The organism is Streptomyces synnematoformans, from assembly GCF_039531005.1.
Classification (GTDB): Bacteria; Actinomycetota; Actinomycetes; order Streptomycetales; family Streptomycetaceae; genus Streptomyces; species Streptomyces synnematoformans.
Window position 1 is genome coordinate 1 of the sequence record NZ_BAAAPF010000191.1, and the last position, 14,095, is coordinate 14,095.

The window sequence follows — 14,095 nt, forward strand, 5'->3', positions numbered from 1 at the left end:
CCTGGGTGATCAGGTCGGTGTCGTCGGTGTCCGCCACCCGCTGCCGCATGCGCGCGGAGGCCTTCTCCAGGATGTCGGTGACGTCGTCGATCACCTTCTGGTCGGAGATCTTCCCGGGGCCGACGTCCGGCAGCGGGCTGCCGGCGGCGATGGTCTTCGCCCGGCCGTCCGGGCTCACGCCCAGCGCGGCGGCCCGCTCGGCGACGGTGTCGGCGTGGCCGCGGGCCAGCTCCACCACCTCGTCGAGCTGCAGGTGCAGCTCGCGGAAGAGGGGCCCGGTCAGGTTCCAGTGCGCCTGCTTGGCCTGCAGGGACAGGTCCAGCAGGTCGACCAGCGCGCCCTGCAGCGCCTCGCCGGTGACGTCCAGGGCCTTCTTGTCGAGGATCGTGGTCATGTGTGGGCGCCTCCTTGCTCCGTACTCTGTGGACCCCATCCTACATTAGACTTAGTCTAAAGTCCTGTCGGGCTACGCCGTCCGGGAAGGGCCCGGTCACGGCGGCGGCGGGGGTCGCCCTCTTGTCCAGCGGCACGGGCACTTCTATCGTTCGCTCAGGTCTCGGCGCACGGAAAGTGACTCAGCCATGTCAGAGCGCACAGGGCGTGGACGGCACCGCCGCTACCGCCCCGGCCCGGTGTCGCGGGCCTCCCTCACCGTCACCGCGAGCGGCGCGGGGCTCGCGCTGCCGCTGGTCGCCGGCGCCGTCACGCCGGCCGCGGGCGCGTCCGCGGACTCCGTACACAGCCCGGCGAAGGACCGGGCGCAGGAGGACCGGGCACAGGAACACCGGGCGCCGCAGCCCGACGGCGCGTTAACCGACGGCACCGGTACGGAGCCCCCCGCCGGCGGCAGCGCCGCCGAGCCGCAGGGCGGCCGGGCCGGCACCGTCGGCAAGAAGCCCGGGCACCACGAGGTCGTCACCGGGGAGACCCTCTCCGGCATCGCCGACCAGCACCGCATACGCGGCGGCTGGCCCGCCCTGTACGAGCGCAACCGCGGCGTCGTCGGCGCCGACCCCGACCTCATACTCCCCGGCCAGCGCCTCACCCTCCGCGGCGCCGCCGCCCCGCCGCGGCCCCGCGAGGACTCGCCCGCCGCCGGGACGAAGAAGCCCGGGGGCGACGAGGCGGAGCAGGACGGGACGAAGTCCGGGAAGACGTCCGGCAAGGCGAAGTCCGGCACGTCGAAGCCCGAGAAGGCGAAGCCGCGCAAGGCCAAGCCGCAGCGGTCCAAGCCCGAGCGGACGAAGCCCGACACGAAGAAGCGCGCCGCCAAGCCCCGGGCCGAGGCCAAGCCCGAAGCCAAGCCGAAACCCGAACCGCAGTCCTCCCCCGACTACACCTCCCCGCTCGCCGGCGCCGCCGTCGGCACCCCGTACGGCGCCACCGGCAGCAGCTGGTCCAGCGGCTACCACACCGGGGTCGACTTCCCCGTCTCCGTCGGCACCGGGGTGCGGTCCGTGGCCGACGGCGAGGTCGTCAGCGCCGGCTGGGCGGGCGCGTACGGGTACGAGGTGGTCGTCCGGCACCGCGACGGCCGCTACAGCCAGTACGCGCACCTCTCCGCGATCACCGTGAGCGCCGGCCGTCCGGTCAACGCCGGGCAGCGCATCGGCCGCTCCGGATCCACCGGGAACTCCACCGGTCCGCATCTGCACTTCGAGGTCCGCACCGGGCCGGGCTACGGGTCCGACATCGACCCGTTGCGCTATCTGCGCTCCCACGGGGTGCGCATCTAGCCCACACGCGCACCGCGCTGACCTGCGACTTGACGATTAGTCACGAGACTTCACGCGCCAAGGCTTGACCCTGCGGCACCCCGGGTGCTTAAACGTATCATCATGCCGAAGAAGACGCGTCCCACGGTCCGCGACGTCGCCGCCCTCGCCGGGGTGTCCGTCGCGACGGTGAGCTACGTGGTCAACGGGCGGGACGACCGGATCGGCGCGGACACCCGGGAACGGGTGCTCGCCGCCGTGCGGGACCTCGGCTACGCGCCGAACAGCTCCGCGCGCGGCCTGCGCAAGCGCCGCACCGAGCGGGTCTGCCTGGTGATCGGCTCGCTGGGCAGCCCCGTACAGGAGCAGCTGGTACGCGATCTGCACGCGGCCGCCGACGACGACGGCTACGGCGTGCTCACCCTGATAGTGGACTCGCCGGCGCACGCCGCGCACGCCACCAGGCTGCTCCGCCAGGGCGTGGCCGACGGCGCCGTCTTCTTCGACTCCGCGCGCCACTTCGGCGACCTCGGGGAGCTGGCCCGCGGCCGGCTCGCGATGGTCGTCGTCGACAACTCCGTGACGCCGGACGGCTTCGACGTCGTCCGCACCCCCGAGTACGAGGCGTGCGGCGAGGCGCTGGACCACCTGCTGGCCGCGGGCCGCCGGCGCGTCGCGTTCCTCGGCCACCGGCACGACCTGGAGCTGGGCGACCGCTCCGCGCGGCTGACGGCGTACCGGGACGCGCTGCGGCGGCACGGCCTCGGGGCCGACGGCCGGCTCGTCGGCGCCGGCGCGGACAGCAGGGTCGAGGGCTACCGCGCCACCACGGCGCTCATGGGCCTGCCGGAGCCGCCGGACGCGCTGTTCGTGGCCTCCGACCGGGCCGCCATAAGCGCGATATGGGCGGTCCGCGACACGGGCCGCACGGTGCCGGCGGACGTGGCGGTCCTCGGCGTCGGCAACCTGGCGGAGGGCTCGGTGATCCGCCCCGCGCTGAGCACCGTGGGGCAGCGGCAGGTCGACTTCAGCCGCGTCGCCCGGCTGCTGTTCGAACGGCTGGCGGCGGCGGACCCCCCGGGGAGCCGCGAGATCGTCCTGCCCTGGTCCTTCATACCCCGCGAATCGACGTGAACGAGCGCGTGACCCACGAGCGCGTGACCAACCGAAAGCACCGCGAGAGGAGCACCCGCATGTCAGCAAGGCCAGCCAGCAACGGTCCGTGGATGACCCGGCGCAGGATGCTGGGCGTCGCCGGCGGTGTCGCCGCGGCGGCCCCCCTGGCCGCCTGCGGCTCGGGCGCGCCCGAGGCCGAGTCCGGCGGCGGGGGCGGCACGTTCCTCGCCTACTGGAACAACGCACACGAGTTCGACGCCTACAAGGACGTCGTCGCGCAGTTCGAGGAGGACCACGGGGTCACCGTGGAGCTGCAGAAGTTCCAGTGGGAGGACCTGCGCACGAAGCTCGTCTCCGACTTCCAGTCCGGGAACGTGCCGGACGTGGTGGAGGAGCCGGGCAACTGGGTGCAGGAGTTCGCGCTCAGCGGGGACGCGCTGTCGCTGCAGAAGTACATCGACGAGGACGGCGCGAAGATCGGCTTCCCGGACGACTGGCTGCGCCCGGCCGTCGCCGACAACACCCACGACGGCCAGGTGTACGGCATCCAGATGCACTACACCTGCACGCTGCTGTTCTACAACCGGGGGATGCTCGCGGACGCGGGCGTCGAGCCGCCCACCACCTGGGAGGACTTCCTCGCCGCGGCCCGCGAGTTGAACTCCGGGGACGTCAGCGGCACCGTGCTCAACGACGGGCTCAGCTACTCCTACCCGTGGATGCTGCAGAACGGCGTGCACGAGTACGACGCGGGCAGCGGCAAGCTGCTGCAGCCGCGCGCCGCCGCCATGGAGGCGATGCAGTTCCAGCGGGACCTGGTGCACGAGCACCAGGTCTCGCCCAAGCCGACGACCGCGCTCGACGTGACCCGCGCGGCGAAGTTCTTCGCCGCCGAACGCACCGCGATGATCCTCACCGGCCCCTGGGACATCCCGATCATCAAGCAGTCCAACCCCGACCTGGACTACGGCATCGCGCAGGCGCTGACCGGCCGGCGGCAGGCGACGATCGCCGGCGGGACCACCCTGTTCATCCCCGCGAAGGCCGGCCGCCCCGACCTGTCGTGGGACTTCATCAAGCGGATCACGGCGCTGAAGACGGAGACCGCGGCGACCGAGCAGTCCAGCATGCTGATGCCGCGCAAGTCGTGGGCGAAGGAGGCGTCGGTCCTGGAGAACCCGGACGTCAAGCCCTTCACCGAGGGGCTGCCCTACGCGGAGGAGTTCCGCACCGACGTCTACACCACCGGCAAGGCGGGCGAGCTGGAGGACATCTACAAGACGCTCTACGAGAGCATGCTGATCGAGGGGGCCGGCGCGGAGGAGGCGTTCGCCGCGTACGACGACGCGGCCGCGAACATCCTCAAGGGCTGAGCACCCATGGCGACGCCCGCGAAGCTCACGAGCCCCACGGAGCTGTCCAAGCCCGCGAAGCGCGGGAAGCGCACGAAGCGCTCCCCGATCGCCCGGCGCCAGGCGCGCACCGCATACCTGTTCCTGACACCGGCGATCATCTTCTTCGGGGTCTTCTTCTACTACCCGATCGCCGACATCCTCAACACCAGCATGCTGACGGGCCAGCGGACCGACGAGTTCGCCGGGGTCGACAACTACACCAGCGCCTTCGAGGACCCGCAGGCGCGCAACGCCTTCAAGGTCACGCTCCAGTTCGCCGCCGGCACGACCCTCGGCGCCATCGTGCTCGGCATGGGCCTGGCGGTGCTCATCAACCAGCGGCTGCGCGGCAGCCTGGCGTTCAAGCTCGCGCTGCTGGTGCCGTACCTCACCTCGATCGCCGTGGTGGGCCTCATGTGGCGCAACATCCTCGACCCCGAGCTGGGCATCCTCAACCGGATCCTGTCGGACCTCGGGCTGCCCACGCAGGAGTGGCTGAACACCCACCCGGTGGCCACGATCGTCGCGGTGACGCTCTGGATGACCACGGGCCACACGATGATCCTCTTCCTGGCCGGGCTGCAGGGCATCCCCGACGTGTACTACGAGGCGGCCAAGGTCGACGGTGCCAACCGCTGGCAGCAGTTCCGGCGGATCACGGTGCCGCTGCTCACCCCGACCACGCTGTTCGTCTCCGTGATGGCGGTGATCACCGGGCTGCAGGCGTTCGGGCAGGCGTACATCATCACCCGCGGCGGCCCCGGGGAGGCGTCCGACCTGTTCGTCTTCCACGTCTACGAGCTGGCGTTCCGCGCCCGCGACTTCGGCTACGCGTCCGCGCTCTCGATGCTCCTGCTGCTCGTCATCGTCGCGTTCACGCTGCTGCAGCTGCGCATCGGCCGGAAGCGGGAGGTGCAGTACTGATGACCGCCAGGACGTCCAGGGCGATCGCCTACCTGCTGCTCACCATCGCCAGCCTGATCACCATCGTGCCGCTGGTCTACATGGTGTCGCTGTCGCTGCAGACCGAGGCGGAGATGCTGTCCGCGGAGTCGGTGCTGTGGCCGGACTCGCCGCAGTGGGGCAACTACACCACGCTGTTCGAGGAGGCGCCGTTCGGCAACTTCATCATCAACAGCCTGGTGGTCGCGGGCGCGATCGCCGTCTCCCACCTCATCTTCGACCCGCTGGTGGGCTACGTGTTCGCGAAGTTCGACTTCCCCTTCAAGAACACGCTGTTCATCGCGATCCTCGCCACCCTGATGATCCCGCTCTTCGTCCGCATGATCCCGCTGTACGTGATGATGTCGGACCTCGGCTGGCTGGACAGCTACCAGGGGCTCATCGTGCCGTTCCTGATGGACGGCTTCGGCATCTTCCTCATGCGGCAGTTCATCCAGCCCATCCCGGACGACCTCATCCACGCCGCCCGGGTGGACGGGGCGAACGAGTTCACCATCTACTGGCGGATCATCCTGCCGCAGTGCAAACCGGCGCTGGCCGTGCTGGGCCTGTTCACGTTCGTCTTCCAGTGGAACGAGTTCCTCTGGCCGCTGGTGGCGACGACCTCGGAGAAGATGCGCACCATCCCCGTGGGGCTCACCCAGTTCAGCCAGGAGCAGTTCCAACTGTGGCACCTCACCGCAGCCGGATCGGTCATCATGTTCGTGCCGACGGCCCTGCTGCTGATCTTCAGCCAGCGGTACTTCGTCCGCGGCATCACCCTGACCGGCCTGAAATGACCCCCGGCCCACCCGTGCGGAAAGGACCCCGATGCCCGACCGGCGTCCCCATGTCATCGTCGTGCTCACCGACCAGCAGCGCTGGGACACGACGGGCGCGGGCGGCAACCCGCTCGATCTCACGCCCGCGTTCGACCGGATGGCCCGCTCGGGCACGTACGCGCGGACGGCGGTCACTCCGCAGCCCGTCTGCGCGCCGGCCCGGGCGGCGCTGCAGACGGGCCGGTGGCCCACCGCCACCGGCTGCTTCCGCAACGGCATCCCGCTGCCCCGCGACGCCCGTACGCTCGCGCACCACTTCGGCGACGCGGGCTACACCACCGGGTACATCGGCAAGTGGCACCTGGCCGGCGAGGACCCGGTGCCGCCGGCGGACCGCGGCGGCTACCGGCACTGGCTGGGCGCCAACATCCTCGAGTTCACCTCCGACGCGTACCGGACGGTGATGTACGACGAGGACGGCGAGCCGGTGCGGCTGCCCGGCTACCGCTCCGACGCGCTGTTCGACGCGGCGATCCGGTTCGCCGCCGACCACCACGAGGAGCCCTTCTTCCTCTTCCTCTCCCTCATCGAGCCGCACCACCAGAACGAGGTCGACGACTACCCCGCTCCCGACGGCTACGCGGAGCGCTACACCGGCCGCTGGCTGCCGCCGGACCTGGCCGCGCTGTCCGCCGCCTCCCCGGGGGGCACGGCGCACCAGCACATCGCCGGCTACCTGGGCCAGGTCCGGCGCGTCGACGAGGGCCTGGGCCGGCTGCTGGACGCGCTGCGCAGCATGGACCTGCTCGACGACACGATCGTGGCGTTCACCTCCGATCACGGCAGCCACTTCCGTACCCGCAACTCCGAGTACAAACGCTCCTGCCACGACGGTTCGATCCGGGTGCCGCTGGCCCTGCGCGGCCCCGGCTTCGACGGCGGCCGGGTGCTCGACGCCCCCGTCAGCACCCTCGACCTGCCGCCGACCCTCCTGGACGCCGCGGGTCTCGACGTCCCGGAGGAGATGTCCGGACGCTCCTTCCTGCCGCTGGTCCGCGATCCCGGGGCCGACTGGCCGGAGGACGTCTTCGTCCAGGTCAGCGAGTCCGAGTGCGGACGGGCGCTGCGCACCTCACGGTGGAAGTACTACGTCGTCGACCCCGCGGCCGACGGCTGGCGTACCCGCTCCGGCGGCAGGTACGTCGAAACGGCGCTGTACGACCTGGCTCACGACCCGTACGAGCTGGACAACCTTGTCGGGCTCGCCTCCCACCGTGCGCTCGCCGACGGGCTGCGCGCACGGCTGCTGGCGCGGATCGCGGCGGCGGGCGAGCCGGAGCCGGTGATCGAGGCGGCTCCGGAGCGCCGCGCGGAGCAGCGTCGGGTCGATCCCACCGTGCGCGGATTCAAACTGGCCGGCATGCGCTTCGGGCACCAGCGCAAGCAGCCCTGAACCCCGGTGGGGCGAGCCCATGGCGGCCGCTCAGGCGGCCGCCATGGGCGGGCAGATGCAACGGACGCGGCCGCAGCGCGGACACACCGGCACGAGCGCGGCCGCGGGCCGCGGGTGGGGTAGGTGACTGGTCATCTCGGATCCTCCGCCCGGCTGTGAGAACGTGATCTCCTACTCGTTAGACGCAGCGGGGAGCGATCAGGTTTATGTGCAGCCGCACACAGTAGGAACCCCGCACCGCGAACGACCCCGTCCGGGGCGGGTGGGCCGGCCCGCCCGGGCGGCCCGCGAGGCGGCGGTGAGGGCCCCGCGCCCGCACCACACCCCGCCCGGCCTGCGGTTGTTGACTTGAACCATTGTTGAAGTTGCACGGTGGTCGCATGACGACGACTCCCGCAACCCCAGCGCCGCCCACGGGCTACGACGACCTGCCGCGGCTGATGTCCCTGATGACCGGCGACGAGAAGCACGGTCCCGCCGCCACCTCCACCCTCGACGCCCTGTGGGTCCTCTACGACCGGGTGCTACGGGTGACCCCCGCGACCGCCGAGGCGCCCGACCGCGACCGGTTCCTGCTGTCCAAGGGCCACGGCCCGATGGCGTACTACGCCGTGCTCGCCGCCAAGGGCTTCGTGCCCGTCGGCTGGCTGCCCGGCTTCGGCTCGTACGACTCGCCGCTCGGCCACCACCCCGACCGCACGCTGGTGCCCGGCGCCGAGATCGGCAGCGGCTCGCTCGGCCACGGCCTGCCGCTGGCCGTCGGCACCGCGCTCGGGCTGCGCGCCCGGGGGCCGTACGGCCGGCCGGGCCGGGACCCGCGGGTGTGGGTGCTCGTCGGCGACGCCGAGCTGGACGAGGGCAGCAACCACGAGGCCATCGCCTACGCGGGCGCCGCCGGCCTGGACACGCTGCACACCCTCGTCATCGACAACTCCTCCGCCACCTACGCGCTCCCCGGCGGCATCGCCGCCCGCTTCGCGGCCGCCGGCTGGTCCACCACGACCGTCGACGGCCGCGACCACGAGGCGCTGCACGCCGCCTTCACCGCCCCGCACCCCGGCCGGCCGCACGCCGTCGTGGCCGCCGTCGAGCCCGCGTACGTCTGACCCACCCTCATCCGGAAAGGACACCCGACCATGGACACGATGCGCGAGCGCTTTGCCGCCGTCACCTCACGGCTGCTTGACGAGGACCCCCGACTGGCCGTCGTACTCGCCGAGATCGGCACCGACGGCTTCGACGCCGCGGCCCGCCGGCACCCGGAGCGGGTGATCAACGTCGGCATCCGCGAGCAGCTGCTCGTCGGGGTCGGCGGCGGACTCGCCCTGGCCGGGATGCGCCCGGTGCTGCACACCTTCGCCAGCTTCCTGGTGGAGCGCCCCTTCGAGCAGGTCAAGCTCGACCTCGGCCACCAGGAGGCGGGCGCGGTGCTGGTCAGCGCCTACGGCTCGTACGACTGGCCGGCCGGCGGCTACACCCACATGAGCCCCGGCGACGTGGCGCTGCTGGACACCCTCGACGGCTGGACGGTGCACGTGCCGGGCCATCCGGACGAGGCCGAGACGCTGGTGCGGCGGGCCGCCGCCGCGGGCGACGACAAGGTGTACGTGCGGCTGTCGGGGCAGTCGAACACGGCGGGGCGGCCGGTCGACGGCGCGGGGTTCCTGACCGTGCGCGAGGGCCGCGCGGGCGTGGTCGTGGCGGTCGGCCCGGTGCTGGACCACGTGCTGGCCGCGACCGAGGGCCTGGACGTGACGGTGCTGTACGCCACGACCGTACGGCCCTTCGACGGCGCCGCGCTGCGGGCCGCGGTGGGCGCGGGGCGCTCCGCGGACGTCGTCCTGGTCGAGCCGTACCTGGCCGGCACCTCCACGGCGTACGCGAACGACGCGCTGGCCGACGTGCCGCACCGGGTGCTGGGGCTGGGCACCGGGCGGCGCGAGCTGCGGCGCTACGGCACGGTCCCCGAGCACGTGCGCGCCCACGGGCTGGACGCGGCGTCGTTGCGCGAGCGGATCGCGGCGTTCACGGCCGCGCCGGCCGCGGCCCGGGCCTGAGCCCGGCGGCCCGGGCCCCGCGGGGCTCCCCGGCTTCCCGCCGGACTCCCCGGGGCGCCTCAGGACTCCCCGGCCAGCTCCGGGTGCTCCGCGAGCAGCCGGGGCGGGGCCGCCTGGCGCCAGGAGTCGGCAACGATGATCTGCAGCTCGTCGCGGTCCTCCAGGGCCGCGATCCGCACCCGCACCCAGGCGAACGACGCCTCGTGGTCGGCGATCCAGAACTTCTCCGGCTCCGCCAGCGCCAGCTCGTCCCGCTCCACCTTGGGGCAGCGCACCGCGAACGACGTCTCGTCCTCCGGCAGGGTGAGGAACATCCTGCCCTTCACCCGGAACGTGGGCATGCCCCAGGCCAGCTTCTCCGCGGTCTGGGGCAGCGCCAGGGCGGTCCGGCGTACGTCCTCGGCGGTGAAGGTCATCGGTGCTCCCCGTCGTTCACACGTGCTTGTCGAGCCAGTCGAGCAGGTCGGCCTGGACCTCGTCCCGGTTCGTCTCGTTGAGGATCTCATGGCGGGCCCGGGGGTACGCGCGCCAGGTCGGCCCGCACCGCCCGCGCGCGGCGGCCTCCCCCGCCAGCCGGCGCACCGCGGTCGCGGTCTCCACCCCCGGCAGGCTGCGCGGGATGCCGGTCAGGACGAGGCCGGCCAGCCCTTCGCCGTGCTCCTGGGCGTAGTCGCGGGCGGGCATCGGGCCCATGCTGTGCCGGGCACCAGACCGCCGCCGCCGGAGATCAGCCGGCGAAGGAGACCACGAGGTGGTCCTCCACCGGCACGTAGCCCAGGCGCCGGTACAGGGCGTTGCTGGTGGGGTTGGCGAGGTCGGTGAAGAGGAGCACGTCGCGGGCGCCGGCGGCCCGGGCCGCGCGGCTCACGGCGGCGGTGGAGGCGGTGGCGTAGCCGCGGCGGCGCAGCGGCGGCGGGGTGTAGACGGGCGCGACGCGGACCATGCCGGCGATGGTGCGGGTGACGCCGGCGTACGACACGGGCCGGCCGCCGTCCTCCCAGAGCGTCGCCCCGCCGTACGCGAGCCGGTCGGCCACCGCGCGGGCCGGGTCGCCGGCGCCGCCGGCGGACTCCGCGTGGAACCGCCGGGTCCAGTCCACCAGCAGGTCCCGGTCGTCCCCGGTCGCGGCCCTGGCGTACCCGGACGGCGCCGGGTCGGGCGGGGCCAGCTCCCCCAGCCGGTACAGCCGGTTCCGCTCCTCGACGGTGGCGGCTTGACCGGTGCGCCCCGTCCAGGCGGCGGCGAACGCCTCGGCCGCCGCCCGCCCGGCGTTCACGCCGGAGGTCGGCAGCCCGGCGGCGGCGCGCAGCCCGGCCAGCCCTGCGGCGGCGGCCGCCGGCATCCGGGAGAGCAGCGGCGGGAACGGCGGCGTGGCCAGGTACGCCCCCGCCACCCGGCCGTCCAGTGCCCGCCACCAGCCGAACTCCGGCCGCCCGTCGCCGTACCGGTCGAGCCCGGCGGCGGCGAGCGAGGCCGCCGCCGTCAGCAGGACGGTGTGCGGGGCGGGGTCGGCGCGCAGGAAGGGCCCGGCGGCGGCGGTGAAGGCGTCGAGGTCGTGCGTCGTGGTCCAGCTCATCCCCCACCCTGCACCGCCGCGGCGTGCGGGCGCACCGGGATTTCGCCGGCCCGCCCGCACCCCGGTTCCGGCTCAGGGCTGCGGGACGCCGGGCTGCTCCACCTCCTGGATGCCCGGCGTGCCCGCCGTGACGTGGACGCGGGCGCGGGTGCGGACGGGGGCGCCGGGGGCGGAGACGTAGGGGACCACGCGGTAGTCGGTGCGCCAGTGGTCGCGGGTGACCTCGCAGACGCCGTAGCCGCGCTGGACGTTGTGGAACTTCATGTGCGGGTTCTCCTGCAGCCAGACCCGGCCCCACTCGTCCTGGTCCGCGCCGTTGCCGCCGGAGCTGACGGAGGTGCCGAGGAACTCCACGCCGACGGTGGCCGAGGCCGGGTCGTCGAAGTCGTGCTTGAGGTCGGCGGCGACGCTGCGGTGGGCGTCGCCGGTGACGACGACGAAGTTGCCGATGCCGCGCTCTTCGACGCCGTCGAAGAGGCGCTGCCGGGCGGCGGCGTAGCCGTCCCAGGTGTCCATGCCGAACGCCTGCTCGATCCCCTCGGCGGAGTCGCCCTGCATGGTCATGATCTGGTTGGCCATCACGTCCCAGGTGGTGTGCGACCGGGTGAGCCCGTCGAGCAGCCAGGCCTCCTGCTCGGCGCCCAGTATGGTGCGCTCCGGGTCGAGCCGCTCGTCGCAGCCGAACTGCCGCCCGTCGCCGCACGCCTGGTTGTCACGGAACTGGCGGGTGTCGACGACGTGGAACTGGGCGAGGGTGCCGTAGGGCAGCCGGCGGTAGAGCTGGATGTGCGGACCGGTGGGCAGGGAGGAGCGGCGCAGCGGCAGGTTCTCGTAGTACGCCTGGAAGGCGGCCGCGCGCCGGGCTTCGAACCGGGCGCCGCCGACGTCGTCGCCGTCGAGGCCGTCGGCCCAGTTGTTGTCGACCTCGTGGTCGTCGAGGACGGCGATCCACGGGTGGGCGGCGTGCGCGGCCTGCAGGTCGGGGTCCGACTTGTACTGGCCGTAGCGCACGCGGTAGTCGGCGAGCGAGGACAGCTCGTGGGCCGGCAGGTGGCCGCGGCCCAGGGTGCCCTGCGCGTCGCCCTCGTAGACGTAGTCGCCGAGGTGGACGACGACGTCGACGTCCTCCCCGGCGAGGTGCCGGAGGGCGGTGAAGTACCCGTCGGGATAGTTCTGGCAGCTGGTGAAGGCGAAGGCCATCGAGGCCACGGAGGCGCCCGCGGCGGGCGCCGTCCTGGTGCGCCCGGCGGGGCTGACGTGCCGGCCGGCGCGGAAGCGGTACCAGTACTCCCGGTCCGGCTCCAGCCCCCGGACCTCGGCGTGCACCGAGTGCCCCAGCTCGGGGACGGCCGGCTCGACCCCGGCGCGCCGGATCCGCCGGAAGCGCGGGTCCTCGGCGATCTGCCAGAGCACCGGCACCCGGTACCCGGGCATCCCGCCCCGGCCGTCCGCCGCCAGCGGCTCGGGCGCGAGCCGGGTCCAGAGCACGACCCCGTCGGGCGCCGGGTCGCCGGAGGCGACGCCGAGCGCGAACGGGTCGCCGCCGAAGCGGGGCTCCGCCCAGGCGGGTGCGGCGGACAGTGCGGCGAGGGGCGGTGCGGCGGCCAGGGACACCCCGGACGCGAGCGCGAGGAACCGGCGGCGGCTGAAACCCGGGGTGCTGGTGAAACGGGACAAGGGGCCTCCCAGTGAACGGTGTCTGAGTCCTGAGCGACGCGCGGGGAGCCGCACCAACATAGGTGCGTGCGGGCACGGTTGGGCACCTCTGCGACCGGCTCGGGCGCGGACGGCGAGGGGGCGCGGACGCCCTGACCGATATCGCTCGGCGCACGCCGTCGTAGGTATAGCCAAAGAAGGTGCGATCAGGTTGCCGCGCGTATGCGCACGGGCAGGTACGGCCCGTCACGGTCGATTCCTGCTTCCTAGGAGACAGAACATGACACCCAAGAAGAACAGGAGTGGCGCCGAGTTCGACGTATCGACTCCGGTGGAGGTCACTTTTCCGCCGATCTCGTGCCCGATCCGGGCCCGGCTGCACCCCGAGGCGGCCGGGCTGGACGACCACATCATCGCCTGGGCCCGCCACGCCGACCTGATACGCGACGGGATGGCCACCGACCACTTCCACCGCGCCGGCTTCGGCCGGTTCACCGCCGCCGTCTACCCCCGCGCCCGCCAGCTGGAGCTGGTCGCCGAGTGGCAGCTCTACAACTGGATCGTCGACGACCAGCTGGACGAGGGCCACGTCGCCCGCACCGCCGCCCAGCGGCTGCACACGGCCGCCAGGCTCTGCGCCCAGCTCGACCCCGACCTGGACGCGCCGGCCCCGTCCGGCCCCCTCGCCGCCGCGCTCGCCGACCTATGGGAGCGTACGGCCAAACCCATGTCCCGCGCCTGGCGCGAGCGGTTCGCCGCGCACTACCGCGACTTCCTGGCGTTCACGATCCTCCCGCACACCGAACCGGCCCGGATCGGCCGCCAGTCGCTCGCCGACTTCCGGCGCCGCCGCCGGCTCAACTCCGGCTGCGAGATGAGCTTCGACCTGATCGAGCCCGCGAACTTCACCGAGATCCCCCCGGCCGTCGCCGCCAGCGACGCCTACCGGGCCGTACGGGACGCCGCGAACGACGTCATCTCCTGGACCAACGACATCTACTCGGTACACAAGGAGATCGCCCGCGGCGATCATGACCACCTCGCGGCGGTGCTGTGGCGCCTGGGCGGCGGCACCTGGCAGGACGCGCTCGACGAGGCGGCCGCCCGGGTCGGGGACCGTACCGCGGACTTCGCGTCCGCCGTCCGGGACGTACGCGCCATGCGGCCGCTGTTCGGCCTCGACCCCGGCCGGTGGGCGCCGGTGGAGGAGTCGCTCGCCGACCTGGGCGACTGGATCGCGGGCAGCCTGGAGTGGCACCGCTGGTCGCCGCGCTACCGGGAGGTGGCCGCCACAAGGGTCGGCAGCGCGCCCGGGTACATAGAGCCGCACCTGGTCTAGACGCCGCTCCGCGGCAGTGCGTCAGTATCCGCGCCACCACGCGACCAGCGTCCGCCACAGCGACG

At 73.1% G+C, this 14,095-nt stretch carries 13 protein-coding genes and 1 pseudogene; 9 read left to right on the forward strand and 5 right to left on the reverse strand.

The features are described 5' to 3' along the window. The coding region (locus ABD317_RS24240; protein ID WP_344292027.1) for a Dps family protein at positions 1 to 394 on the reverse strand (394 nt) is incomplete at its 3' end. Positions 395 to 632: 238 nt separating this feature from the next. On the opposite strand from ABD317_RS24240, the gene ABD317_RS24245 reads away from it, so the two are divergent. From ABD317_RS24245 to ABD317_RS24280, 8 genes are all read left to right on the forward strand, one after another. After that, complete coding sequence (locus ABD317_RS24245; protein WP_425582422.1) at positions 633 to 1,736, forward strand: M23 family metallopeptidase; 1,104 nt, start codon at positions 633 to 635, stop codon at positions 1,734 to 1,736. A 102-nt stretch (positions 1,737 to 1,838) separates the two neighbouring features. Continuing rightward, complete coding sequence (locus ABD317_RS24250; protein ID WP_344292029.1) at positions 1,839 to 2,849, forward strand: LacI family DNA-binding transcriptional regulator; 1,011 nt, start codon at positions 1,839 to 1,841, stop codon at positions 2,847 to 2,849. Between the two features lie 59 nt (positions 2,850 to 2,908). Then, a complete protein-coding gene (locus ABD317_RS24255; protein WP_344292030.1) occupies positions 2,909 to 4,204 on the forward strand; it encodes an ABC transporter substrate-binding protein in 1,296 nt (431 codons plus the stop codon). 6 nt (positions 4,205 to 4,210) lie between these two features. Next, positions 4,211 to 5,149, forward strand: coding sequence for a carbohydrate ABC transporter permease (locus ABD317_RS24260; protein WP_344292031.1), 939 nt, complete (start codon positions 4,211 to 4,213; stop codon positions 5,147 to 5,149). Further along, entirely contained in the window at positions 5,149 to 5,967 is an 819-nt protein-coding gene (locus ABD317_RS24265; RefSeq protein WP_027751852.1) for an ABC transporter permease subunit, read from the forward strand. The genes ABD317_RS24260 and ABD317_RS24265 overlap by 1 nt, the downstream gene beginning before the upstream one ends. 31 nt (positions 5,968 to 5,998) lie before the next feature. Continuing rightward, positions 5,999 to 7,402: a sulfatase family protein gene (locus ABD317_RS24270; protein WP_344292032.1), complete on the forward strand. Its 1,404-nt coding sequence runs from the start codon at positions 5,999 to 6,001 to the stop codon at positions 7,400 to 7,402. A 380-nt stretch (positions 7,403 to 7,782) separates the two neighbouring features. Beyond that, positions 7,783 to 8,508 (forward strand): transketolase, encoded by a 726-nt coding sequence (locus ABD317_RS24275; protein WP_344292033.1) that lies wholly within the window; start codon positions 7,783 to 7,785, stop codon positions 8,506 to 8,508. A gap of 30 nt (positions 8,509 to 8,538) precedes the next feature. Continuing rightward, positions 8,539 to 9,459 carry a transketolase family protein gene (locus ABD317_RS24280; protein ID WP_344292034.1) on the forward strand — a complete coding sequence of 307 codons (921 nt, stop codon included), beginning with the start codon at positions 8,539 to 8,541 and terminating at the stop codon, positions 9,457 to 9,459. 59 nt (positions 9,460 to 9,518) lie between these two features. Here ABD317_RS24280 and ABD317_RS24285 read toward each other — a convergent pair whose 3' ends face one another. The 4 genes and pseudogenes from ABD317_RS24285 to ABD317_RS24300 form a co-directional block, all read right to left on the reverse strand. Further along, complete coding sequence (locus tag ABD317_RS24285; protein WP_027751856.1) at positions 9,519 to 9,875, reverse strand: MmcQ/YjbR family DNA-binding protein; 357 nt, start codon at positions 9,873 to 9,875, stop codon at positions 9,519 to 9,521. Between the two features lie 16 nt (positions 9,876 to 9,891). After that, positions 9,892 to 10,158 (reverse strand): annotated as a pseudogene (locus ABD317_RS24290) (alpha/beta hydrolase); the annotation flags it as partial. A gap of 28 nt (positions 10,159 to 10,186) precedes the next feature. After that, positions 10,187 to 11,035 carry a GNAT family N-acetyltransferase gene (locus tag ABD317_RS24295; RefSeq protein ID WP_344292035.1) on the reverse strand — a complete coding sequence of 283 codons (849 nt, stop codon included), beginning with the start codon at positions 11,033 to 11,035 and terminating at the stop codon, positions 10,187 to 10,189. A 72-nt stretch (positions 11,036 to 11,107) separates the two neighbouring features. Continuing rightward, complete coding sequence (locus ABD317_RS24300) at positions 11,108 to 12,712, reverse strand: alkaline phosphatase D family protein (protein ID WP_344292036.1); 1,605 nt, start codon at positions 12,710 to 12,712, stop codon at positions 11,108 to 11,110. A 259-nt stretch (positions 12,713 to 12,971) separates the two neighbouring features. Here ABD317_RS24300 and ABD317_RS24305 point away from each other — a divergent pair, with 259 nt between their 5' ends. Beyond that, positions 12,972 to 14,030 carry a terpene synthase family protein gene (locus ABD317_RS24305; RefSeq protein WP_344292037.1) on the forward strand — a complete coding sequence of 353 codons (1,059 nt, stop codon included), beginning with the start codon at positions 12,972 to 12,974 and terminating at the stop codon, positions 14,028 to 14,030. The last annotated feature ends 65 nt before the right edge of the window (positions 14,031 to 14,095 follow it).